Genomic DNA, 23,945 nt, shown 5'->3' on the forward strand with positions numbered 1-23,945 from the left:
TCATGATCGTCACCAGAATGACGATCTTCTCGAGGAGCGAAGTGACCGACGAACAGGGTGAGGTGACCGGCGACGCCACGGCGGTGGCGCGGGTCGATTTTCTTGAGTCGGTTCGCCGCCAGCTTGCCGACGGTCCGCGCCCGCGGCAGATGGTGCTGACGCTCCTGGCGGACTACTGGTTGGACGACGGCGCCGTGGTCCCATCGGGAGCGTTGGTGGACCTGGCGCACGACTTCGACATCACCGTCGCCGGCGCGCGGGCCGTGCTCGTCCGCCTGTCCGGCGACGAGCGGGTGATCGTGACCAGGGAGGGGCGCAGGACCCTGTACGCGCTGACGCCGTGGATGCGTCGGCGACTCGGGACCGGCCTGGACAGGATGCGGCGGTTCGGAGAACCTGACCAGCACTCGGGTCGTTGGACCTGTGTGGCGTTCTCCGTCCCCGAGGAGCAACGGGCCGCTCGCTACAAGCTGCGCACCGGTCTTCACTGGTTGGGGTTCGCGCCTTGGTATGACGGGCTCTGGGTGTCACCGGCTCCCACGGTGGCTGCGGCCGCGGCGTTGATCGAGGGGCTCGGGATCTCCACCGCCTCGGTCTTCGAGGCGGACATGAGAGCCACGACGTCCGCCGCGGGTCGACCGGTCGACGCTTGGGACCTCGACGGCGTGCGCTCCACCTACGAGCAGCTCATCGCCGAGATGCAGCCCGTGCTGGACCTGGTGCGATCGGGCAGCTTCGACGACGTGGACGCGCTGGTGTGGCGAACGCAGCTGGTCAACGTGTGGCGCACCGTTCCCACGCTCGACCCGGGACTGCCCCAGGAGGTGCTGCCGACGTCCTGGCCCCGGGAGCGGGCGCGGGAGATGTTCGAGGAGATCTACCGAACACTGTCGGCGCCTGCCCTGACGAGAGTTCACCGGGCCGTGGCGCGCCACGCGCCCCACCACGTGGTGCATGCGCGCTGCCACGACCTTGGGTTGACCAAGACGCTCGCCGACGGGGGTCACCCGCGGAAGCCCTGATGCAACGCGCGGCTATCTGTTGACGATCGTCAAACCAGAGCCTACTGTTAATGAGATCCCCATCACGGCCGCGTCCGCGGCTCCTGTGCGTCGGTCGGGGCGGAATCGAGGAATCTCATGAACAAGCTCACGATCCTGTCCGGTGGACTCCTGGCCGCTGTGCTGCTGGGCGGCTGCGCCAGCGAGGCCGACCCTGCCGAGTCGGCCGACCAAGGACTGACCGAGGTCGACACGAGCGCTCCGCTCTACGACCAGCTGCCGGCGGCGGTGCAGGAGAGGGGAGAGCTGGTCTTTGCCGGCGACTCCCACCCGCCGTACCGCACCGTTGGGAGCGACGGGTCGTCGGTCACCGGGATCGACCCGGACATTCAGGCGGCGCTGTCCGAGCAGCTGGGCGTCCCCATCCGCATCGAGCTGGCGAACGATCTTTCCCAGACCATCACCGGCATGGGATCGGGCCGCTACGACGCCTTCAACGGTCCGGTCAAGGCCACGCCGGAGCGCCTCGCCGACTTCGACGGCGTCAGCTGGTTGACGAGCCGGACCTCCTACCTGATTCCCCTCGATGGCGGCATCGACGCCGACGACGCGGCGGGCCTGTGCGGGACCACAGCCGCGGGTGTCACCGCGTCGATTACCGAGGAGCAGACAGCCAAGCTGTCGGACTGGTGCACCGGGCAGGGCGACGAGCCCGTGAAGTTCCTCGGCCTCGCGGACACCAACGCGACCATCCTTGCCGTGCAGTCGGGCCGGGCCCAGAGCGTGGCCACGACACAGACCGGTGCCCTCGACGTGATCGCTCAGCAGGAGGACACGTGGCGATACGTCACACAGACCGATGAACAGGGCGCCGGCGTCGATCAGCTCGTCGTGCTGACGCCCAAGTCCGCGAACATGGGTGAGGTCATGCTGGAAGCGTTCCAGGGCATCTTCGAGAGCGGCGAGTACGCCGACATCGTCGAGCAGTACGGCCTCGACGACGTCTCGGTCGAGGCGCCGGTCCTCAACCCCGAGGTCGAGTGACATGGGCTCGACGAGCGTGGCGAGCCACGCGGACGAGTCCGTGTCGACCGGCTCGACGCCGAACATCGACGTTGCCGAGAGTCGCCGGCGTCTTCGTCCCGCTCGGTGGGCCTTCTCGGTGGTGCTCGCGCTGGTGATCGCCGGCCTGGGGCACTTCTTCATCTCCAACCCGCGGTTCGAGTGGGACGTGGTGGGCAGCTACCTGTTCTACCCGACCGTGCTCAGGGGTCTGGGTACCTCGGTGCTCCTCGCGGTGCTGGCCATGGCGCTCGGCACCGCGTTCGGTGCCGTCCTCGCCGTGGCGCAGATCAGCGACTTCGCGCCGGTGCGGCTGACCAGTCAGGCATTCGTCGCGGTGTTCCGCTCGATTCCTCCTCTGGTGCAGCTGATCTTCTGGTTCAACCTGGGATTCTTGGTTCCGACGCTGACCCTGTCCCTGCCGTTCGGCCCGGACCTCGGGTCGATGCAGACCACGGACCTGATCACGCCCTTCTCGGCGGCGATCATCGGCCTGACGCTGCACGAGTCGGCCTACATGGCGGAGATCATCCGCTCGGGAATCGGATCGGTGTCGCAAGGCCAGACCGATGCCGCCAAGGCCGTGGGACTGACCTCGCGGCAGAGCTTCTTCAAGATCGTCGTCCCGCAGGCAATGAGAGTCATCCTTCCGCCGTTCGGCAACCAGTTCATCGCCACCGTCAAGGGAACCTCGCTGGTCAGCGTGATTGCGATGAGCGACCTGCTCTTCTCGGTCCAGGTCATCGCGGACCGTACCTATCGCATCGTCCCGATGCTGCTGGTCGCCTGCATCTGGTACCTGGTCGTGATCACGATCCTGACCTACTTCCAACGCATCCTCGAGCGTCGCTACGGCCGTGGGTTCGAGAACGCACCCGTGCGTCGCAAACGCGGCCAACGTCTCGGAGGACCACGATGAATGAATCGACCGCTCACGATCAGGAGGTCCTGCAGGTCCGGGGGCTCCGCAAGAGCTTCGGGGACAACGAAGTGCTGCAAGGCGTCGACCTGACCGTCCGTGAGGGCGAGGTCGTGGTGGTCATAGGTCCCTCGGGCTCGGGCAAGTCGACCCTCGTGCGGTGCGTCCACCAGCTGGAGTCGATCCAAGCTGGTGCGATGTTCCTCGACGGGGTGCTCCTGGGCTACGAGCAGCACCGAGGCGGGGTGCGACCGCTGACGGACAAGGCAGTGGCACATCAGCGCAGACACATGGGCATGGTGTTCCAGCAATTCAACCTGTTCCCGCACTGGACCGTCCTGGAGAACATCGCCCGCCCGCACGTGCTGTCGCACGGCGTGGATCGTCAGACTGCGGAGGATCGCGCGCTCTACCTGCTCGACAAGGTCGGCCTCGCCGACAAGGCAGGCGCGCACCCGCGTGAGCTGTCCGGTGGGCAGCAGCAGAGGGTGGCGATCGCGCGGGCTCTCGCCCCCGGTCCGCGCATCATGCTGTTCGACGAGCCCACGTCGGCGCTCGACCCCGAGCTGGTCGACGAGGTGCTCAGCGTGCTGCGGGACCTCGTCGGCCTGGGCATGACGATGGTCGTCGTCACCCACGAGATGGCCTTCGCCCGACAGATGGGCGACCACGTGGTCTTCATGGACCAGGGACGCGTGATCGAGCAGGGCGCGCCGGCGGACATCTTCGAACGTCCGCAGTCCGAGCGGCTGCGCGGATTCCTGGGTCGTTTCCGCGGCACCGTGGACGGCTCTGCCGAGGTGCCGCTCGTCGAGTCGACGGAGGTTGGGGCATGAACCGCGTATGCATCGCCGCCGTCGGTGATCTGGTTCTCGACGAACCGGATCCTGCCTTCTTCCTGCGACCGTCCACCGGTCTCATCTCGGACGCCGATGTCAGCATCGGACACGTGGAGGTGCCGCACTCCGACACCACCGTGCAGTCGAGTCTCGATGTGCCGGCTCCGCCGGCAGACCCCGCGGCCCTCGCCTCGGTCGCGGGTGCGGGCTTCGACGTCGTGACCCTTGCGGGCAACCACGTCTACGACGCTGGCCCGGACGGGGTCAACGACACCGTTCGGCACGCACGCGACGCCGGGCTGCTCACTGCTGGTGCGGGGGCCGACCTCGCTGCCGCCTCTGCTCCGGCCATCCACAGGGCTGGGGACACCACGGTGGGCGTCCTGAGCTTCAACTGCGTCGGACCGCGCGAGTCGTGGGCTGCCTCGCAGAAGGCCGGCGCGGCGTACGTGAAGGTGCTGACCCACTACGAGCTCGACTCGGCAACACCGGGCGGACCCCCGACCATCTACACATTCGTGGCCCCGGCGAGCCAGCGCGACATGGAGGAGCGCATCGCGGCTCTGGCTGCCGAGGTGGACGTCGTCGTCGTGGCACTGCACAAGGGCGTGGGCCACACCCCCGCCGTCCTCGCGGACTACGAGGTGCCGCTGGCGCATGCCGCCGTGGAGGCGGGCGCCGACCTGGTGATCGCTCATCACGCGCACATCATGCGTGGCGTGGAGATGTACCAGGGCGTGCCGATCTTCCACGGTCTGGGCAACTTCGTGACCGTGACGCGGGCCTTGAACGGAGGTGGCGAGTCCGCCGAACGGCGCGAGTGGGCTGATCGCCGGATCAAGATGTTCGGCTTCGCTCCCGATCCGGCCATGCCGACGTACCCGTTCCACCCCGAGAGCCGCAACACGGCGATGGCGTGGTGCACCTTCGCGGACGGCGCCTTGGTCGAAGCGGCCCTGAAGCCCCTGTGGATCGACGACGAGGCGCGGCCGATCCCCCTCATCGACGAGGACACGGCGAAGCCCGTCGTCGACTACATCATCGACATCACCCGGCGTGCTGGGTTCGACACCGAGTTCACCTGGAGCGGCGACCGTGTCGTCGTGTCCGCGACATCAACCCCGAAGGAGTCCCGATGACCGCCCCGCTCGAAGGCGTGACCGTCCTGGACCTGACCACCGCCCTGGCGGGCCCCTACACGACCTTGCTCCTGGCCGGGCTGGGTGCGCGGATCGTCAAGATCGAGAACCCGGCGACCGGTGGCGACAGTGCGCGCAACAACTCGCCGTACCTCACGCCCGACGGGGTCGACGGAGCTCGTGGCGACGACACCAACATGTCGGTGTCCATCGCCTCGCGAGGTCGCAACAAGGAGTCATTGACCCTGGACCTGAAGAATCCCCGCGGTCGCGAGGTGTTCCTGGATCTGGCGAGCCAGGCCGACATCGTGGTGGAGAACTTCAGCGCCGGGGTGACCAAGCGCCTGGGCATCGACTACCCGGTGCTGCGTGAGATCAATCCCCGCATCATCTACACCTCGATCAGCGGGTTTGGCGCAGACGGCGGGGACGACCGCGCCATGGACACGATCATCCAGGCACTGAGCGGGCTGATGATGACCGCCGGCGAACCTGGCGCCGGGCCGGTGCGATTCGGCGTGCCCATCGGCGATCTCGCTGCGCCCCTGTTCGCGGTGATCGGCACGATGGGCGCCGTCGTCCAGCGCACGAACACCGGCCAGGGACAGCACGTCGACGTCTCGATGCTGGGCGCCCTGACCTCGCTGGTCGCGGCCGAGCCGTTCGACGCCTACGAGCAGATCGGTCTGGAGTATCGCACCGGCGGGTTCGTGCCGCGGCTGGCGCCCTTCGGGCTCTTCGAGGCGAAGGACGGGTGGTTCGCGATCTGTGCCCCGACCGACAAGTTCGCCCACGGGGCCCTGCGGGCCATCGGGCAGGGCGATCTGGTGCACGATCCGCGCTTCGAGCGGCGCGACCAGCGGGTGGCGCACGCCGACGAGCTGCACGCCCTGATCGGTGAGTGGTCGCGCGATCGCTTCCTGGGCGACGTGCTTGCCGCTCTGGGGTCCCAGCACGTCCCGGTGGCGCCGGTGCGTGAACCGGGCGAGGCCGTTCGGGATCCTCGGGTGCTCAAGCGCAATGAGGTCGTGCGGTTGACCCTGCCGGGAGGCCGGTCGGATGCCGACGTCTACGGGCCGGGCATGCCGTTCCTGATGTCTGACTCCGAGATCTCCCTCGACCGCCCGGCCCCTCGGCTGGGTGAGAACACCGACCAGGTGCTGGCCGACCTCTTGGGATACGACGAGACGGTCATCGACGACCTCCGTGCGCAGGGGGTCGTGTGATCGGGTCGGTCGACCTGCCGAGGGTGGGCCTCGTCGGCGCCGATGTGCCACCTGAGCTGGTCATGGCCGCAGCGGCCAGGCCGGTGCGTCTGGGACCCGGTTCGATCACGACTCCGGTCGGCGACGACCAGCGCGCCGCGGCCCATGCACGGGCGGCGGGACTCCTCGGTACTGTCGACCCCGCCGCAGTCGACCTGTTGGCCGGCATCCTGACCGGCGAGCACGGCCCCCTCCTCGGCATCGTGTGCAGCCGGGACCGTGAGGCCTCGCTGCGCATCTTCTATGTGCTGCGCGAGCTGGCCGCGGGCGGCGAGTCGCTGCCGTTCCTGCATCTCGTGGACATGGTCCACCTGCCGCGCGAGGCGTCCGTGCGGTACGACGCGGCACAGCTCTCGAGCTGCGCCGCCGCGCTCGGACGATGGACCGGGTCGGAGGTGACCGCCGATGCGCTGCTCGGCGCCGCCCAGGAGTGTGCACGGACCAGGGAGCTGTTGACTCGGGCGTCGGCCCTCCAAGCTGCAGGACGCCTGCGCGGCAGCGAGGTGCTGGCACTGCACACCCTCGCAGGAACCGAGGAACCAGACGTTGCGAGCGGCCTCATCGAGCGAGCACTGCGCGCCGCCGAGGGGCGCGCGGTCTCGACGCAGCCGCGCCTGTTCCTCTCGGGGAGCGCGCAGGCTGACACCGACCTCTATCTGCGTCTGGAGGAGCTCAGGTGGTCCGTGGTCGGCGACGATCATGACCGGGCAGCCCTGGCGCTGACGATCGTCGTGGACCTGGACTCGATGTCCAACCACCCGGACGTCGAGAGTCGCCTGGCGGTGCTGGCGCGCGCGTACCGTGATCGCGGACCCGACAGCGCCACAGGCGCTTCGCGCGATCGAGCCGTCTGGATCGACCAGGCCGCGAAGGCCAGCGGGGCCGTGGCGGTGCTGTGCTGGGTGCGCCGTCATGACGAGGGACCTTTGTGGGAACATCCGCTGCTGCGTGAGCGACTCGAGGCCCGCGGGGTCGAGGTGGCGCTGCTGCGCGACCAGGACGTGGTCGTGGATCGTGCGGCGCTCGCTGCAGTGCTCGATGGTGCCGACGGCCTGGCTGCTCGAGCACGAGCTGCAGACGTGCACGCGTCGGAGGCCGTTCGATGACGGCGCCGCGTCTCGAGACCTCTCGGCGGGCCGTTGCCCATCAGCGCGAGTGGTTCGCCGAGATGAAGGACCAGGTCGCGAGTGGTGAGACGTTCGCTCTGGTCAGCGCCGATGCGCCTCAGGAGATCCTCCGCGCGATGGACGTGCCGTACGTGGTCAACCAGTGGTGGGCCTCGCTCGTCGGCGCCAAGCGCCTCGCCGATCGCAGCCTCGATCGGCTGAGAGCTGCCGGCTACCCCGACGACTCGCGCCAGTACGACTCGATACCGCTCGGCTCGATGGACCTGCCGGCCGACCTCGCTCCGTGGGGCGGCCTGCCGCGCCCTGATCTGGTCATCGCCGAGACCAGCGGTGACGGCGGGCGCAAGGTCTTCGACCTGTGGGCCGAGCACGACGACACGGAGTTCTTCGCGTTCGAGCGCACCGCGGCGCTGCACGCCCCGGATCGCTGGTGGGAGCTCGTGCCGCACCGGTGGGAAGAGGCGTTCGGCGCCGATCGCATCGACCTGATGGTCGCCGAGTGCGAAGACCTGATCGACGTGCTCGAGCGCCGCACGGGACGGACCTTCGACCCCGCCAGGCTGGTGGAGGTGATGAATCCGGTGAACCAACAAGCCGAGTGGAACCGCCGCTCCCGGGATCTGCTGGCGCAGGCCCGCCCGATGCCCGTCAGCGTCCACGAGACGATCAACTCGGTCATGCTGCCGCAGTGGCACCGGGGCACACAGTGGGCGGTCGACGCCGCTCGCGAGTTCTACGAGGAGCTCGAGGTCGGAGTCGACGCGGGGCGGGCGGTCTGCCCCGACGAGCGGATTCGCCTGATGTGGGTGGGCCGAGGGCTCTGGTTCGACCTCGACCTGTACCGCCGGTTCGAGCGTGATCACGGCGCGGTCTTCGTCTGGTCGATGTATCTCGCGATCGCTGCGGACGGCTACCCGCGCTACGGGGACGATCCCCTGCGCGCGCTCGCCGGACGATTCTGCGGATTCACCGACCAGCTCTACATGCCGGGCTGGGCCGAGCAGTGGTACGTCAAGGAGGCGCAGACCCATGGCGTCGACGGTGTGGTGCACCTCGTCGCCGAGGACCGGCCCGGCTCCCACTTCACGACCGAGGCGCTGGAGCGTGCGGGCATCCCGGTACTGGAGATCCACGCCAGCAATGCCGACTCGCGGTCCGCAGCGGCCGCAGGACTCGGCGACAGGATCGACGAGTTCATCGTGGACCGACTGGGTGGGTGAGGCCTCGACGGGACGGGGCGCCGCCCCGATCCGTCGCCTCTATGTCGCACAGCTCCTCACCCACACCGCTCTATGGTTCCGCAACGTGGCGATCGCGCTCGTCCTGGTTGACCTGACCCGCGGTGCGACAGCGCTGGGCTGGGCCTCGGTCGCGCAGTTCCTTCCCATCTTGCTGCTTGGACCGTTCCCGGGACGCTGGGTCGACCGGGTCGGCCCACGCCGCGCACTGCTGCTGGTCAGTGGCGTGTCCGCCGGGACGGCCGTCGCGCTGCTGGCGGCCCCGCTGTCGGCCTCCGTGGTGTGGTTGTTGCTGGCGACCCTGGCCGTCGGCGGGGTGGCGCAGGCCGCCGAGCGGCCGGCGACATTTGCCCTGACGGCGCAGGTGGTGACGCAGGACCAGCTGGGATCGCAGCTGGCCAGGCTCACGACGGCAGCGGCTGCGGGTCGCTTCGCCGGGCCCGGCCTGGCGGGATTCGCCTACGCCGCGGGTGGGCCGCGTGCTTGCTTCGCGGCCACGGTCCTGCTGAGCCTGGGTGTCCTGGCCTTGGCCGCCTCGATCGGGCCGCCACGGGTCTCGGCTCCGGAGGAGACGTCGGAAGCGACCGTCGCGGCGGGGGAGGACGCGGTGGAGCCCGCTCCCGTCGATGCCCCGCCTCGGTCAGGTGGACGAGATCTGCGCTGGGTCCTGGTGGTGGGTGCGCTGGTCACCGTGACCACGATGAGCTTCAACGTCACGATCACGGCGGTGGTCACCTTGCAGTTCGGCGCTGACGGCACTGTCCTGGGCCTGGCGCACATGCTCAATGCGGCTGGTGCCATCGCGGGCGGGTGGGCCCTGTCGATGCGGCGTCGCATGGGAGCCGCAGCGCTCGCGCCCGCGGTGCTCGCGCTGGGTCTTGGAGTGTCGGGCGCCGCCCTGGCGCCTTCGACGACGTGGTTCCTGGTGCTCTCACCGCTGATGGGGCTCACCTTGGGCAGCTACCAGAGCGTGTTGCAGCGAGCTGCGCAGTCATCGGGCGGGGCACGCGGGACCGCCCGCACCACCTCGCTGGTGAACATGACCACCTTCGGGCTGGCGCCGGTGTCCGCACTCGTTGCCGCGCACGTGGCGGATTCCTGGTCACCGCGCACCGCGCTGGGCCTGGCCGGGCTCGGCGCGGTGGCCGCTGCGGTCGTCGCGTTCGCTGCGATCAATCGTGATGGGCGGGCTTCCGACCAGCGGAACAACTCGCTTTCCTGACGGTTCGACAGCGGGTCGAATGATGCGGTGAACAGCATCGAGTCAACGCTTCGCACCGACGTCGTGATCATCGGGGCCGGCCCCGCAGGGCTGCTGCTGTCCCACTTGCTCGCCGCCCAAGGTGTGGAGTCGGTGGTGGTCGAGTCGCGGTCGGCAGAGTACGTGGCGAGCCGCATCCGCGCAGGCATCCTGGAGCACTCGACGGTCGATCTGCTGCGCGAGCACGGGCTCGGCGAGCGGCTCGAGCACGAGGGTGACGAGCACCGTGGCATCTACCTGGCCTGGCCCGAGGAGAAGATCCACATCGACTTCGTCGACCTGATCGGCCGCAGCGTCTGGGTGTACGGGCAGACCGAGGTGCAGAAGGACCTGGTCGCGGCGCGCTCCGCGGCGGGCCAGGAGGTGCTGTACGAGTGCGCCGACGTGGAGCTGCACGACCTGGAGTCCGAGCGCCCGGCGGTGACGATGATCCACGAGGGGCGCCCGGTGCGCGTGGAAGGGCGTGTCGTGGCGGGCTGCGACGGATCCTTCGGGCCCAGTCGTGCAGCCGTCCCTGATGCGGTGCGGCACACGTGGGAGAAGGTCTACCCGTACTCATGGCTGGGCATCCTCGCCGACGTCGCGCCGTCGACCGACGAGCTCATCTACGCCTGGCACCCCGACGGCTTCGCGATGCACTCGATGCGTTCGGCCTCGGTCAGCCGGCTCTACCTGCAGGTGCCGAACGGCACCCCGGTCGACGAGTGGAGCGACGACCGCATCTGGGACGCGCTGGCGCAGCGGCTCGGGCATGGCCACGACGGCTGGGAGCTGACGCCGGGACCGATCACCGACAAGAGCGTGCTGCCGATGCGCAGCTACGTGCAGACGCCGATGCGCCACGGCTCGCTGTTCCTGGCCGGTGACTCCGCGCACATCGTGCCGCCGACCGGTGCCAAGGGCCTCAATCTCGCGGTGGCCGACGTCGGCGTGCTGGCGCCCGCGCTGATCGACCTGGTCAAGTCGAAGGACTCCCGGCTCGCCGACGCGTACTCCGGCGACGCCTTGCGGAGAGTCTGGCGATGCACGCACTTCTCGTGGTGGATGACCACGATGCTGCACACCAGCGACGATCCGTTCGACAGTCAGCTACAGCTGTCGCAGCTGCGATGGCTCGCCTCGAGCGAGGCCGGTCGAGCTGGTCTGGCCGAGAACTACGCGGGGCTGCCGATCGGGTTTTGAGCCGATGACTTCACTGAGTGAAAGCCCGCTGTCAGCGGTGTGACCTGTGGCATAGTGTGGTGTCCACGGAACGTACACACGTTCGCATAGCGAACATCAAGGACGGTCATGACAGCAGACACCATTACCCGGACGTCACCGTCCGCCGCGCCACAGGGCCCGGCGCGGCGCAGCCTCTGGCCGTCGAGTGCGCCCGCACGCGGTGCGGCAGGTCTCGTGCTGTTCCTGCTGGTGCTGGAGCTGCTGCCCCGTCTCGGCGTGGTCAACGACGCCTACCTGCCGCCGTTCAGCGAGATGACACGCGCGCTGGTCACCCAGCTCGGTTCGGGCGACTTCTGGGCTGCCCTGGTCAGCACCATCCGCGGCTGGGCCCTGGGGCTCGGCATCGCGATGGTCGCGGGCGTCGTGCTCGGCATCGTGATCGGCAGCTCCGAGCTGCTGCGCCAGGCCACGGCCTCGACGATCGAGTTTCTCCGACCGATCCCCTCGGTGGCCCTGATCCCGCTGGCTGTCCTGATGTTCGGCACCGACATGCGCTCGACGCTGCTGCTGGTCGTCTACGCCTCGTTCTGGCAGGTCCTGCTCCAGGTGCTCTACGGCGTGCAGGACGTCGACCCCGTGGCGGCCGAGACCGCTCGCTCCTACGGCTTCAGCCGCCTCACCCAGATCCGTACGGTCATCTGGCCCACCGCGCTGCCCTTCGTCATGACCGGATTCCGCCTGGCTGCCTCGGTCGCCCTGATCCTGGAGATCACCGGCGAGCTGATCATCGGCTCACCCGGCCTCGGCCAGAGCATCGGCGTGGCGCAGTCCTCCGGTGCTGTCGACACCATGTACGCCCTGGTCATCGTCACCGGGCTGCTCGGTGTGGCCATGAACTTTGCCGCGCGGGCCGCTGAGAAGCGGGCCATGCGCTGGCACCCGTCCGTGCGAAGGGAGAACCCGTGATGTCGAGCGTCCAGCGGGTCGGTTACGCGCTGGCCCTGCCCATCATCTTGATTGCCGCCTGGTGGTTCGCCACCGCGAACAGCACCAGCTTCTTCTGGCCGCCGCTGCAGTCGATCCTCGAGGTCTTCCCCGAGACGTGGTTTGAGGGCCGGTTCGTCGCCGACGTGATCCCCAGCGTCACCCGACTCCTCACCGGCTACGCCATCGCTCTGCTGATCGGTATCGGCGTCGGTGTCGCCGTCGGATCGTCGCGGGTGCTGCGCGAGACCGCCGAGCCGGTGCTGGAGTTCCTGCGCGCCGTGCCGCCGCCAGTGCTCGTTCCGGTCATCATGCTGTTCGCCGGGATCGGCGACGGCATGAAGATCTCGGTCATCGCGTTCGGCTGCGTCTGGCCGATCCTGCTCAACACGGTCGAAGGAGTCCGCGGCGTCGACGAGGTGCTGTCCGACACGGCCCGCACCTATGGTCTCGGGACTGCCACCCGCGTCCGCTCGCTGACCTTGCGTGCCGCGAGCCCGCAGATCATGGCCGGCGCTCGTCAGGGTCTCTCGGTCGGCATCATTCTCATGGTCATCAGTGAGATGTTCGCCGCCAGCAACGGTCTGGGCTTCACCACGGTGCAGTTCCAGCGCAGCTTCGCGATCCCCGAGATGTGGACCGGCATCATCTTGCTCGGCCTCATCGGCGTCGTCCTCGCCTTCGTCTTTCGACTCGTCGAACGACGTGTCCTGTCCTGGTACCTCGGTCTTCGGGCCGCTCAGCGGAAGGGCTGACCCACCATGACCACCACCCCGATGACCCGTCCGGAAGGACCCGCCATGGACTCCGTCACCCAGCCGATGCTGGCCGTCAACCACGTCAAGAAGACCTATGTCGGCAAGCAGCGCAGCGTCGAGGCGATCGCCGACCTCGACTTCCGTGTCGAGCCCGGCGAGCTGGTCTGCGTCGTCGGACCGTCCGGTGCGGGCAAGACCACCCTGCTGCGCTGCATCGCCGGCCTGCTCGACGTCACCGAGGGCGACGTCCAGCTGGAGGGCGAGACGGTCACCGGCCCGCCGCGCGGCATGGCCGTGGTCTTCCAGGAGTACGGGCGCAGCCTGTTCCCGTGGATGACGGTGCGTCAGAACGTCGAGCTGCCGCTCAAGGAGAAGAAGATCAAGGGCGACGAGCGCAAGCGGCTGGTCGACGAGGCGCTCGACGCCGTACACCTGTCGGACTCCCACGACGCCTACCCGTGGCAGCTGTCCGGCGGCATGCAGCAGCGCGTGGCCATCGCCCGCGCCGTGGCCTATGAGCCCCAGGTCCTGCTGATGGACGAGCCGTTCGCGGCCGTCGACGCGCAGACGCGCGCCGACCTGGAGGACCTGGTGCGCGAGCTGTGGATCCGCCTCGGCGTCACTGTCTTGTTCGTGACCCACGACATCGACGAGGCCGTCTACCTCGGACAACGCGTGCTCGTGCTGTCGAACCGGCCCACCATCGTGCTCGAGGACGTCGCGATCGACCTGCCGGCCGATCGCGACCAGCTGGGGACACGCGCCCTGCCGCGCTTCGCCGAGCTGCGCGCCCACGTCTACGGGCGGATCCAGGAAGCCAAGCGCGGCGTGCGCTGAACCGACCTCCCCCTTGCACCACCGCACCATCCATCCCGCACGAATCGAAGGACGTTCCATGCTGAAGACCCCCCGCAAGACCGCCGCCGTGGCCGCTGCCGCAGCAGCCAGCCTGATCCTCGCCGCCTGTGGTGGTGGCTCTGAGGAGGTGTCCGCCGACGGCACCCAGGCGGTCACGGTCGGCGCCCTGCCGATCCTCGACGTCGCCCCGCTGCACCTGGGCATCCAAGAAGGCCTGTTCGAGGACGAGGGACTGGACATCACGGTCGAGAACGCGCAGGGTGGCGCGGCCATCGTGCCGGCCGTCCTGCAGGGCGACACCCCCATCGGCTTCAGCAACGTGACGTCGCTGCTGATCGCCCGCAGCAAGGGCCTGCCGGTGCAGATCATCGCCCCGGCGTCCGCCTCGACCGGTGAGGTCGAGAACGACTTCGCGGCCGTCGTGGTCAACGACGACAGCGACATCCAGGAGCCCGCCGACCTGGCCGGCAAGACCGTCGCGATCAACACCTTGAACAACATCTCCGACACCGTGATCCGCGAGACCGTGCGCAAGGACGGCGGCGACGAGGGAGCGGTCGAGTTCGTCGAGATGGCGTTCCCGGACATGCCTGCTGCACTCGATGCGGGCAACGTCGACGCCGTGTTCGTCGTGGAGCCGTTCCTGGCGATCACCCAGAAGGCCGGCGCCCGCGCCGTGGCCTGGCCGTACGCCGAAGCGGTCGACAACCTCGAGGTCGCGGTGTTCTTCACCTCCGAGCAGACCGCGCAGGAGAATCCCGAGCTGATCGAGAAGTTCACCCGTGCCATGGTCGCCTCGCAGGAGCTGGCGTCCTCGGACGAAGAGAAGCTGCGTGCGATCCCCACCGCGTACACCGAGATCGACGAGGCGCTGCTGGCCGACCTGACCTTCCCGCGGTTCCCCAGTGAGGTGAGCGAGGAGTCCGGGCAGGGCTTGGCCGAACTCGGCGTCGAGGACGGACTGTTCGACGAGATGCCCGACCTGGACGCGCTCTACGGCAACTAGGCCCGGCTAGCAGTTCTTTCGCCACCGAGCACTGGGGAGCTAGCGGCTGGTCGACGGTCCTGATCGAACACGGGTGGTACTGGGAACTTCTCCCTTGAGCCAGACGGCCTCCTCACCGCAAGCCGAACGGCAGGCGGTGCGGCCCGCTCGGACCGGGCAACCCCGTGGCCGCGGTTCCGTAGGACCTGTCCGGGGACTGTTCCGGGATAGGGACGTTCTACGGGACGCGGCTGAGTCGAAAACGGTCGTTTTCGGTGGCCTTGAGCAGGCTTCGGACTGGTATGCAACACGCCGAGGTGGCGAGCACCGGAACCCCCCACCGAAACCAGAGGTAATGGTCAAATTCGAGTAGGGCTTGAACTATTCGTACAGTTCTCGAGACAAGTGGTCCGATGCTGTGCAAATATTCCGCTGCCGGATCGCTGTGAACCGGCCTGTCTTGGAGGGACGGGTTCGGGATGCGGGTCCTGGCTTTTGGTTCGTGGTGGGCAAGTCCGACGCGGACGATTCGGTTCGTGTGTGTCGTGGTGTCGCTGGTGATGGGGTTCACCGTCTTGCCCGAGGGGGGTGCTTTCGCTGCTCCTGGCCTCGCTGAGGTCGACGGCGAGGTCGAGGCCGTTGAGTCGCGGCCGGACACGGTGTCAGCGGCGGTTTCGGCTCGTGCGCAGGGTGCGCGGGTTGAGGTGGAGGGTCTGCGTGATGAGTTCTCCTCGACGTGGGTGAATCCGGACGGGACGATGACGACGAAGGAGTTTTCGGCTCCGGTGCGGTTCAAGGATTCGCGTGGTAGGTGGGTGCCGGTGGATCTGGAGCTGTCCGAGACCGATGACGGCACGGTCGAGCCGCAGGGTCACCCGGTGGACCTGACACTGGCTGGCACCGATGAGGCGTCGGCTGGTGACGTGTCATCGTCGGGCACTGATCTGGCTTCGGTGGTGGAGCCGGTCCGCGGCGGCGATGCGGGTGTGGTGCTGGGCTGGGACGGCGACCTTCCGGAGCCGTCCATCGATGGTGAGGCTGCGACCTATGAGGACGTGACCCCCGGGGTCGACGTGGTCGTGGAGTCGAGGCTTTCTGGGTTCGAGCAGCATGTGGTCATCAACGACGCAGCAGCATTGAAGACCCTGCAGGAGAACGCGGCAGCAGTCGATCCCGACACGGCCGCCGGAGGTGATGACGCCGCGATTGAGCCCGGCGGCGACACTGACCCGACTGCCGAGCCCAGCGCCGGCGATGAGCCGGATTCTGGTGCAGAGCCCTCCCAGGACGGGGTGGTGTTCTGGGATCTGCCGATCGCTACTGACGGGTTGACCCCGAGGCTCGAGGACGATGGGTCGGTGTCGTTGCTCGATGCCCAGGATCGGGTGGTGTCGCAGTTCGCGACACCGTTCGCGTGGGATGCGAAGGTTGATCCCGTCTCGGGTGATCCGGCGTCGCCGTCGTTGGTCGATCTGCAGGTTATCGATGGCGATGATGGGCAGTTTGTGTTGCGGGTGACTCCTGATCAGGACTGGCTGACCGATCCTGCTCGATCGTTCCCGATCGTGGTGGATCCGACGTATGCGTCGGTGTCTCAAGGCTCGAGCCATGACACGTATGTGGCCAAAGCCAGCCCGAACACGACGGGCTGGTCGGCCACGGAGCTGCGGGTTGGTACGTACAACGGGGGTGCTGAGGCGGCGCGGACGTTCATCAACTTCCCGATCGATTCGATGCGGGGCAAGGACATCGTCTCGGCGTCGTTGTCGCTGTACGAGACCCACTCGTACTCGTGCTCGGCGCGCTCGTTCTACGTCCGGTCGGTCCCGACCGGGTCGTCGGGTTCGGACACCTGGAACAACCAGCCCGGTGTCGGCGGGCAGCATGGGTCGTTGTCGGTGGCGAAGGGCTTCTCGTCCTCGTGCAAGGCGGGACGGGTCAGTGTCGGAATCACGTCGCTGGTTGACGCATGGTCAAACTTCGGCACCGACAAGACCCGTGGTGGGTTGCGGTTGCATGCCTCCGAGACGGACTCGTATGGGTGGAAGAAGTTCGCGTCGCGTGAGACGTCGAACGCGCCGTCGATCACCTTCACCTACAACCGCAAGCCCAACAACCCGTCTGCGCCGTTGGTGGGTGCGCCGGCTGAGTCCTACGCGCCGCCCAGTGGTGGGGCGGCTGAGGTCTACACCTCTGATGCGAAGCCGTCGTTGTCGGCGCGCGCCACGGACGCTGATGGGTCGCGGGTCAAGATGGAGATTCAGGTCCATTCCTCGACCGCAGGGGACGCGGCGTCGTTGAAGGCTTATTGCACCACGTCGTTGGTGTCCTCGGGGGCCACGGCTTCTTGCCGGCCGCCGTCGAGCCTGTCTGAGGCGAAGTACTACGCCCGTTCGAAGGCTGTTGATGAGCGCGGACTGGGTAGTGGTTGGACGGGGTGGACCGCGTTCACGGTTGCGTCCGCGACACCAGCGGCACCGGTGGTCTCGTGCCCGGCGCCGTATGGCAACAACACCTGGCAGGACGACGCGCCGGCTGACGATGTGGTCTGCACGATCACCGCGGCCGGTTCCGGGGCCAGTACGGCCGGGTATGTGGAGCTGACGGTCGATGGTGTCAAGAAGCCGTTGGTCAAGATCCAGCCGTCGTCGTCGGCGGCGACGGCCAAGACCACGGTGACGTTCTCCAAGAGCTCCCGGGGTGCGCATTCAGTCCGTGCGGTTGCGGTGAGTCGGGCGAAGAAGTCATCGGCAGCGGTCTCGTACCAGTTCGGGTGGGGGCCGGCGTCAATGAGCCTTCCCGCGGCCCAGACCTCGACCACGGGCAAGGTGGCCGTCGCCGCTGGTGGACCACCGCGTGGGGGAGCGTCTGGGGTCACGGCGAAGGTGCAGTGGCGTCTGGCGGGTTCCGGTGATGAGCTGACGGGTTGGACCGACGGCCCAGAGCTGACGGTTGAGTCGGGCTCGGCGACTGATCCGGTCAATGTGTCTTCGTCGTGGGATGCGCGCACCGCGACCAAGGAGGCGGGTTCAGATGATCCGATTCCTTCTCGTGTGCCAGTCACGCTGGACGTGCAGGTCTGCTTCACCTACGCAGGCGTCGCCACGGCCCAGTGCACGTGGTCGGCAAGCCCGACGACCGTCACCCGGTTGCCGCACGCCTTCGGAGACGGGTACCCGGTCGCGGAGGCTGGTCCTGGTCAGGTGGCCCTGTTCACCGGCGAGTTCAACACCTCAGCCACCGATGTCACTGTTCCGGGATATGCCAGCGATCTGGCCGTGTCACGCTCACACACCGCGTTCGACGGTGACGGAACGCTGACCGGATGGGCCCAGGACCCGGTGACCGGTGTCTTCGGGCCCGGGTGGACGGCCAGCTTCGAAGGCCCAGAAGCGGGCGCGGCTGGGTACACGATCGTGGACAACACCCGACTGGACGGCACCATCGCCTTGGTTGACGATGTCGGTGAACCGTTGGTGTTCCAAAGCCCCACCCTGACTCGCGCGTACTCAAACAATGCTGCGTATGTGCCGGCGACGATCGAGACCGAGGACTCAGCCACCCGGTTGACGATCACCGGCTCCGGTGCGGCGATGACGATGAAGTTGGCCGAGGAAGACGGCACCACGACGACGTGGAAGCCCATCGCCTTCAACACAACTGGTCGAACTGAGTGGAAGCCGGTCGAGGTCTCCGAACCCGGCCAGGCTGGGCAGACCACCTACGGTCACGACACGAACGGACGGGTGGCCCGGATCGTTGCCGCTGTCCCGACCGGGATGGACGGCAGCGCGTGTCCCACGGCCGGGACACTGGCCAAGGGCTGCCGCGCGCTGGACGTCTCCTACGCGACGACGACCACCGCGACTGCTGATACGTCAGGTGATGTGTCCGGTCAGGTCAAGCAGATCAGTGCGACCCTGTGGGACCCCGCTACCAGCCAGATGCGATCGGTTCCGGTCGCGACGTATGCCTACGACGCGTCCAAGCGGTTGGTGTCGGTCACCGACCCACGAACCGACCTCAAGACCCGCTACGCATGGGCGGGACAGTCCACCCACCTTTCCGCGACGGCCGACCCCGGCATGGCGCCGATCAAGATCGGCTACGACACGACCGATGCCAAAGCACCCAAGGTCAACCAGATCAGCCGAGAGAACCCCTCCGGTGCTGGAGCTGATGTCACAACCAGCCGCTACGTCTACGATGTGGCCTTGTCGGGTGATGGGTTGCCGAACCTGACCGGCGACAGTGTCGCCTCGTGGTTCCAGAACAAGGCCCCAGCGACCGGGTATGCGGTGTTCGGGCAGGACTACACCGGCCCAGTCAGTGGCGGCTCGGTCGACTGGTCCTATGCGGACCTGTCGTATGCCGACGAGCTGGGCTACACCGTCAACGCCGGCTCCTACGGTGCTGGCGCGTGGCGGGTCACCGCGACCGACTACGACCAGACGGGCAACGTCGTTCGCGAGCTCGACCCCGGTGCGATCACCAACATCCGAGCCGCCGTTGACCCGCTGGGACCTGAGCAGGTCGACTCGATGTCCACCCAGACGATCTACAACCAGCCCATCACCAATAACAGCGGCGCGACCGTGGTCGAGGCCGGAACCCTAGTCACCGACACCATCGAACCCTCTCGAAGCGCGGCGTTGAAGGACGGCACGGTCATCCCGGTCCGCCCGCACTCACACACCACGTACGACCAAGGAGCGCCCAACCAGGCAGGCGGGGTGGGCATCAACCCGACCTCCGAGCAGCCCTACAACCTGCCCACCACTGTCACCGACGGGGTGATTGATTCTGGTGCTGCGGTCGTCGCCGGACAGCTCGAGCCTCTCGAGGTGGACTCGGTGACCACCAACTCCTACGCCAAGCTCAACGCCGGCGACACCGGTGAGGGCGACGGGTGGCAGTTCGGCACCCCGACCAAGGTCACCGCCGGTGGTATCGAACGAATCACCCGCATCGACACCGAAGGCAGAACCACCGACATCCGCCAACCGTTGTCCAACGGCAACGACGCCGGCACGATGCGCACCAGCTACTACACCGCCGGCGCCAACAGCGCCGATATGGCGTGTGGGAACCGGCCCGAGTGGGCCGGACTGACGTGTCGCACCTACCCGGCCGCCACCCCCACCGGCGGAGCCGGAGGCACGGCCTCGATGCCCGACACCCGCACCACCGCTTACGGCATGTGGCTCGGCGCTGGCCAGGTCGTCGAGTCCTCGGCCGGAGCCACCCGGACCACGTCGACCACGTTCGACACCGCCGGCCGTGAAGTCACCACGGCTACGACGTCGACGATCCCGGGCTCGACGGCCCGGCCAGGCACCTACACGTCCTACAACGCGGATACGGGTCTGGTTGCGTCCGTGGCCAAGCTCGCCGGCACCGGCCCCGGCTCGGACCGGACCGCCACGGGGTATGACGGGTGGGGTCGTCCGGTGTCGTACAAGAACGACCTGGGCGAAACGACCACCACCAGCTATGACAGTGCTGGTCGTGTGGCCACGACTAGCACCCCGGTCGGATCCACCTCCTACGCCTACGACGGGACCGACGCGGCAGGCAGAGCAGAACGCCGCGGCCTGGTCACTGGTCAGACCGTGACCCGCGGTAGTGGTGGTGATTTGGAGTTCGGTGCCGCCTACGACGCTGACGGCAACATGGTCGAGCAGAAGATGCCCGGGCAGATCAACCAGCGCACCAGCTACGACGAAGCCGATCAGGCGATCTCGATGCAGTACTGGGGTCAAGTCACCGACGTCACAGCCATCGAAGACCCCGAAACCGGCGACGTGACCTACGAGCCCGGCGACACGTCCATCCAGCCGTGGTTGGCCTGGTCCTACACCCACGACGGCCAAGGCCGAGTCCGCGCCGAAGCAACCGGCGCTGCCGCAGCCTTCGACGCCACCGTCCCCGGCGAGACCGGCGACGACCTGCAACGAGTCGCCTCGATCGGCCAAGCCGGCTCCTACGACCGGATCTATGACTACGACGCAGCCGCACGGCTGACGAAAGTCACCGACACCTCCGCGAACCTGGCCGAAGACGCTGACGGATCCAGCACCTGCACGACGCGGGCGTATGAGTTCGACGCGAACTCCCGACGCACCAAGCTCACCTCCAGCGGATACGCCAGCGGTGAATGCGGACAAGGAACCGCCGACACCACTGCGGGCACCCGTGCCTACGACAGCGCCGACCGGCCAGTAACTGGTGCGAACGGGGCAGGGCAGTACGTCTATGACGCCTTCGGACGCCAAACGACCCTGCCCGCAGCCGACGCACCCAACCCCGACGCAGGGAACATCACCCTGGGGTACTTCGACGACGACCTGCCCCGCCAGATCACCCAAGACGGAGTGGCGACTACCTATCAGCTCGACAGCGCCGGCCGGCGACTTAACGCCTTGGTGAGTGGACAGGGATCGTCCGGATCGACCACCACCACCAGGCACTACGCCGACGGATCAGACAACCCAGCCTGGACGTCCTACAACGCCGCAGGCGACACCGTGAACACCCGATACGAAACATCGATCGGCGATGACCTCGGCCTCACCATCGAACAAGCCGGCGACGCCAAACTGACCTTGTCGAACCTGCACGGCGACATCGTCACCACCGTCCCGCTCGCCAACAACAGCATCGGTGATCCGGCGACATCGATCAGCGGATGGTCGGACTACACCGAATACGGCACGCCCCGCCTACCTGACAGCACGACCGTGGTCGGCGAAACCATCGGCTACGGCTGGCTCGGCGCCAAACAACGCTCCACACCGACAGAAGGTGCCGGTCTCACGCTGATGGGCGTTCGGCTCTACAACTCCACCACCGGCCTATTCACCTCCACCGACCCTGTCCTCGGCGGCAACCACAACACCTACACCTACCCCGCCGACCCCATCAACATGTTCGACCTCGATGGCGAATGGGGATGGCGCAAAATCGGGCGGCACTTCAAGCGGCACTGGAGGACGTACGCGACCGTTGCATCCTTCGCCGTGCCCGGTCTGGGCTACGCCGGCGTCGCTTGGCGCACCTACAGAGTCGTGCGTGCGGCGAGGGCCTACCAGGCAGGGACCCGATCGAGGTCGTCCATCAGATCAACGCGCTTCATCTCGAACCGAGCAGGCAAGGTGTGGCAACGGCAGAGTCGTTATCACCAGTATCGGGCACCCGCCTACAAGAACAATCAAAGGCGATGGAGCTCGAACTTCGAATATCGATCCAGGGGCCATCACCAGTACAAAAACTTTCACGTTCAGCATCGCTCGTACCGGAGGTGGAAATGATTTCCGCTGACGATGTACCTAGTCAAGGGCGGATCGGTCGTTGGCTTCCGGACACGGGTGATGAGGTTTTTGTGTTCGTATTTCCTGAGATCCGAGGCCAGTGGGGCTTCTATACCTCTGACGGCGGAGACGACATCCTCCCCGATTGGGAGTACTTGACGAATCGAATCTCAGAAGGGGAGTTCACCTGGATCGATGATCGAGACGATCGCATCGTCGAGAAGAGCATATTCGCGATGCGACCGATCTCGGGTTCTCAGTACGATCCGCCTCCGACAGTTGCGTCGCGAATCAGCTCGGCTCTGAGGCGTTTCGGTTTAGGCCACTGATGCTCCGGGCGTTGAGGTCAAAGTTCCAGTGTCTCAAAATGGAACGTTTCTGAGACACCTCCACTTGACTGTCGACCGAGGCAGCCACTTCCCGGGATCCCAAGGGTCCGTCGTTCTCATAATCCCGTCTCAGTTGATCGTCTCGCTACGTGTTCTGTCGCATGCTTCTGAGACCATGCGTAGATGGCCATGATCGGGTACGCGCGCGTCTCTACGCTCGAGCAGAACGAAGCGCTGCAGGTGGACGCTTTGATCGCGGCTGGGTGTGACCCGGCGCGGATCTATGTCGACCACATCACTGGCTCGTCGACGAAACGGCCGGCTCTCGATCGAGCCTGGGAGTACCTGCGACCCCGCGAGGGGGACACGCTTGTCGTGTGGCGTCTCGATCGGCTGGGCCGAAGCCTCGCCCACCTGGTTCAACTCGTGTCTCAGCTGGCGGCCGATGAGATCGAGTTCCGGTCCTTGAGTGAATCGATCGACACCGCAAGCCCGACGGGCCGGCTCACCTTCCATCTGTTCGCAGCGTTCGCCGAGTTCGAGCGAGATCTCATTCGCGAGCGGACAGCCGCCGGCGTCGCGGCCGCCAGGGCCCGCGGCCGGCAGGGTGGTCGACCACGCGCTCTCAGCGATGCTCAGATCGAGCAGGCCCATCGCATGATGCGTGAAGACAACCTCAGCGCCACAGATGTCGCCGGCGTGCTGCGCGTGAGCCGCGCAACGCTCTATCGGGCCATTCAAGGCGGCACCTGAGCCGATAGCCCTTTCTATCGCTTCGCGGTATGATGGAGCTGTGCCGAGGAGGTGTTGATGATGGTGACCACGAAGGTTTCCGCAGCAGATCAGGTTCAGGACTTGGTTCGGTTCAGGCAGCGGCGTGAATTGGGTGATCTGGACTATCGACGTGCCTTGCGCCGGGCCACAGACGCGGGGTTCAGTCAGCGTCAGCTTGCTGCCGTGCTGCACATCAAGCAGCCGTCGGTGCACAGCGCCTTGAAGAACGCCGTCACCGTCTCCGAACCATTGGAGGGGTTCTCCGGTGCGACCCCCACGGAGATCTGCCAGAGGTTCGCCGCTGAGCACATCAGTCGTGAGGTCCTCGTCGACGAGCTCACTCGGTTCCCCTACGTCGAGGCAGAGTCGACTGACGGTTATGACTCGCTGCTGGTCAACCAGCCGGGCACGTGGTCAGAGGTGTCGGCGGCAGTCCGGCGCGGGCTGATCGACCGCTCTGTCTACGAAGATGTTTTCGCGGCGCGGCACCCGGAGGCAACCCGGTAGTGACCTCGGATCCGCTCGAGCGCCACATGGCCACGGTCCGTGACCTGTCTAAGCCAGGCAAGCCGCTCTCGGTGGCCGCGCCGACCCGGACGCTAGCCAACCCTGCGTGGTGGATTGGCGGTGATCCAACGCCGTCGCGCGATGCGTTGCATGAGCGCCTGCTCCAGGAGTATCGAGGCAACGTGCCCGAGCCGGGCGAGGAAGGCCGCGCGATCGTTCTTGCTGGCCCACCTGGCGCTGGCAAGGGCCGCATTCGCGATGGCCTCTTGGTCGCCGAGGCGGGCTCCTATCTGGTGGTGGACGCCGATGAGTTCAAACGACTCCTGCTGCGCGAGGCCCAGCGCGACGGATCTTATGAGTCCTGGATTAAGCCGGCGGCCGTCGTCGACCTCGAGAGCGCGGGCGAGCAGTTCTTCCCGCTCGAG

General features: G+C 67.2%; 18 protein-coding genes. All 18 read left to right on the forward strand.

Annotated features, from left to right (window positions below; translation table 11 throughout):
- Positions 1-2 precede the first annotated feature (2 nt).
- The gene (locus ACHAA3_RS08825) at positions 3-1,022 is read left to right on the forward strand and encodes a PaaX family transcriptional regulator (protein ID WP_435708615.1); all 1,020 of its coding nucleotides are present in this window, start codon (positions 3-5) and stop codon (positions 1,020-1,022) included.
- A gap of 117 nt (positions 1,023-1,139) precedes the next feature.
- Entirely contained in the window at positions 1,140-2,045 is a 906-nt protein-coding gene (locus tag ACHAA3_RS08830) for a transporter substrate-binding domain-containing protein (RefSeq protein ID WP_435708616.1), read from the forward strand.
- 1 nt (position 2,046) lies between these two features.
- Positions 2,047-2,982, forward strand: a complete 936-nt coding sequence (locus tag ACHAA3_RS08835; RefSeq protein ID WP_435708617.1) for an amino acid ABC transporter permease — start codon at positions 2,047-2,049, stop codon at positions 2,980-2,982.
- Positions 2,979-3,818 carry an amino acid ABC transporter ATP-binding protein gene (locus tag ACHAA3_RS08840; RefSeq protein WP_435708618.1) on the forward strand — a complete coding sequence of 280 codons (840 nt, stop codon included), beginning with the start codon at positions 2,979-2,981 and terminating at the stop codon, positions 3,816-3,818. Before ACHAA3_RS08835 ends, ACHAA3_RS08840 begins: the two co-directional genes overlap by 4 nt.
- Entirely contained in the window at positions 3,815-4,960 is a 1,146-nt protein-coding gene (locus ACHAA3_RS08845; RefSeq protein ID WP_435708619.1) for a CapA family protein, read from the forward strand. Before ACHAA3_RS08840 ends, ACHAA3_RS08845 begins: the two co-directional genes overlap by 4 nt.
- On the forward strand, positions 4,957-6,186 hold the full coding sequence (locus tag ACHAA3_RS08850) for a CaiB/BaiF CoA transferase family protein (RefSeq protein WP_435708620.1): 1,230 nt from the start codon (positions 4,957-4,959) through the stop codon (positions 6,184-6,186). Before ACHAA3_RS08845 ends, ACHAA3_RS08850 begins: the two co-directional genes overlap by 4 nt.
- The gene (locus ACHAA3_RS08855) at positions 6,183-7,331 is read left to right on the forward strand and encodes a 2-hydroxyacyl-CoA dehydratase family protein (protein ID WP_435708621.1); all 1,149 of its coding nucleotides are present in this window, start codon (positions 6,183-6,185) and stop codon (positions 7,329-7,331) included. Before ACHAA3_RS08850 ends, ACHAA3_RS08855 begins: the two co-directional genes overlap by 4 nt.
- Entirely contained in the window at positions 7,328-8,572 is a 1,245-nt protein-coding gene (locus tag ACHAA3_RS08860; protein ID WP_435708622.1) for a 2-hydroxyacyl-CoA dehydratase, read from the forward strand. Before ACHAA3_RS08855 ends, ACHAA3_RS08860 begins: the two co-directional genes overlap by 4 nt.
- The gene (locus tag ACHAA3_RS08865; protein ID WP_435708623.1) at positions 8,565-9,812 is read left to right on the forward strand and encodes an MFS transporter; all 1,248 of its coding nucleotides are present in this window, start codon (positions 8,565-8,567) and stop codon (positions 9,810-9,812) included. Before ACHAA3_RS08860 ends, ACHAA3_RS08865 begins: the two co-directional genes overlap by 8 nt.
- Positions 9,813-9,839: 27 nt before the next feature.
- A complete protein-coding gene (locus tag ACHAA3_RS08870) occupies positions 9,840-11,033 on the forward strand; it encodes a 4-hydroxybenzoate 3-monooxygenase (RefSeq protein ID WP_435708624.1) in 1,194 nt (397 codons plus the stop codon).
- Between the two features lie 108 nt (positions 11,034-11,141).
- Positions 11,142-11,981 (forward strand): ABC transporter permease, encoded by an 840-nt coding sequence (locus ACHAA3_RS08875; RefSeq protein ID WP_435708625.1) that lies wholly within the window; start codon positions 11,142-11,144, stop codon positions 11,979-11,981.
- Positions 11,981-12,754, forward strand: coding sequence for an ABC transporter permease (locus ACHAA3_RS08880; protein ID WP_435708641.1), 774 nt, complete (start codon positions 11,981-11,983; stop codon positions 12,752-12,754). The genes ACHAA3_RS08875 and ACHAA3_RS08880 overlap by 1 nt, the downstream gene beginning before the upstream one ends.
- Positions 12,755-12,799: 45 nt before the next feature.
- Positions 12,800-13,594, forward strand: coding sequence for an ABC transporter ATP-binding protein (locus ACHAA3_RS08885; protein ID WP_435708626.1), 795 nt, complete (start codon positions 12,800-12,802; stop codon positions 13,592-13,594).
- Between the two features lie 58 nt (positions 13,595-13,652).
- Positions 13,653-14,621, forward strand: coding sequence for an ABC transporter substrate-binding protein (locus ACHAA3_RS08890; RefSeq protein WP_435708627.1), 969 nt, complete (start codon positions 13,653-13,655; stop codon positions 14,619-14,621).
- Positions 14,622-15,421: 800 nt separating this feature from the next.
- A complete protein-coding gene (locus ACHAA3_RS08895) occupies positions 15,422-21,910 on the forward strand; it encodes a DNRLRE domain-containing protein (RefSeq protein ID WP_435708628.1) in 6,489 nt (2,162 codons plus the stop codon).
- Between the two features lie 512 nt (positions 21,911-22,422).
- Positions 22,423-22,992 (forward strand): recombinase family protein, encoded by a 570-nt coding sequence (locus ACHAA3_RS08900; protein WP_435708630.1) that lies wholly within the window; start codon positions 22,423-22,425, stop codon positions 22,990-22,992.
- Between the two features lie 60 nt (positions 22,993-23,052).
- The gene (locus ACHAA3_RS08905) at positions 23,053-23,520 is read left to right on the forward strand and encodes a hypothetical protein (RefSeq protein ID WP_435708631.1); all 468 of its coding nucleotides are present in this window, start codon (positions 23,053-23,055) and stop codon (positions 23,518-23,520) included.
- 26 nt (positions 23,521-23,546) lie between these two features.
- Positions 23,547-23,945: zeta toxin family protein (locus ACHAA3_RS08910; RefSeq protein ID WP_435708632.1), on the forward strand; the 399-nt coding region annotated here is incomplete at its 3' end.

The organism is Aeromicrobium sp. CF3.5, from assembly GCF_051262695.1.
Lineage (GTDB): Bacteria > Actinomycetota > Actinomycetes > Propionibacteriales > Nocardioidaceae > Aeromicrobium.

Coding starts and splice junctions, on each gene's coding strand:
- ACHAA3_RS08905 (WP_435708631.1), top strand. CDS start 23,053: ATGGTGACCACGAAGGTTTCCGCAGCAGATCAGGTTCAGGACTTGGTT.
- ACHAA3_RS08835 (WP_435708617.1), top strand. CDS start 2,047: ATGGGCTCGACGAGCGTGGCGAGCCACGCGGACGAGTCCGTGTCGACC.
- ACHAA3_RS08875 (WP_435708625.1), top strand. CDS start 11,142: ATGACAGCAGACACCATTACCCGGACGTCACCGTCCGCCGCGCCACAG.
- ACHAA3_RS08845 (WP_435708619.1), top strand. CDS start 3,815: ATGAACCGCGTATGCATCGCCGCCGTCGGTGATCTGGTTCTCGACGAA.
- ACHAA3_RS08885 (WP_435708626.1), top strand. CDS start 12,800: ATGGACTCCGTCACCCAGCCGATGCTGGCCGTCAACCACGTCAAGAAG.
- ACHAA3_RS08840 (WP_435708618.1), top strand. CDS start 2,979: ATGAATGAATCGACCGCTCACGATCAGGAGGTCCTGCAGGTCCGGGGG.
- ACHAA3_RS08880 (WP_435708641.1), top strand. CDS start 11,981: ATGTCGAGCGTCCAGCGGGTCGGTTACGCGCTGGCCCTGCCCATCATC.
- ACHAA3_RS08860 (WP_435708622.1), top strand. CDS start 7,328: ATGACGGCGCCGCGTCTCGAGACCTCTCGGCGGGCCGTTGCCCATCAG.
- ACHAA3_RS08900 (WP_435708630.1), top strand. CDS start 22,423: ATGGCCATGATCGGGTACGCGCGCGTCTCTACGCTCGAGCAGAACGAA.
- ACHAA3_RS08830 (WP_435708616.1), top strand. CDS start 1,140: ATGAACAAGCTCACGATCCTGTCCGGTGGACTCCTGGCCGCTGTGCTG.
- ACHAA3_RS08890 (WP_435708627.1), top strand. CDS start 13,653: ATGCTGAAGACCCCCCGCAAGACCGCCGCCGTGGCCGCTGCCGCAGCA.
- ACHAA3_RS08850 (WP_435708620.1), top strand. CDS start 4,957: ATGACCGCCCCGCTCGAAGGCGTGACCGTCCTGGACCTGACCACCGCC.
- ACHAA3_RS08825 (WP_435708615.1), top strand. CDS start 3: ATGATCGTCACCAGAATGACGATCTTCTCGAGGAGCGAAGTGACCGAC.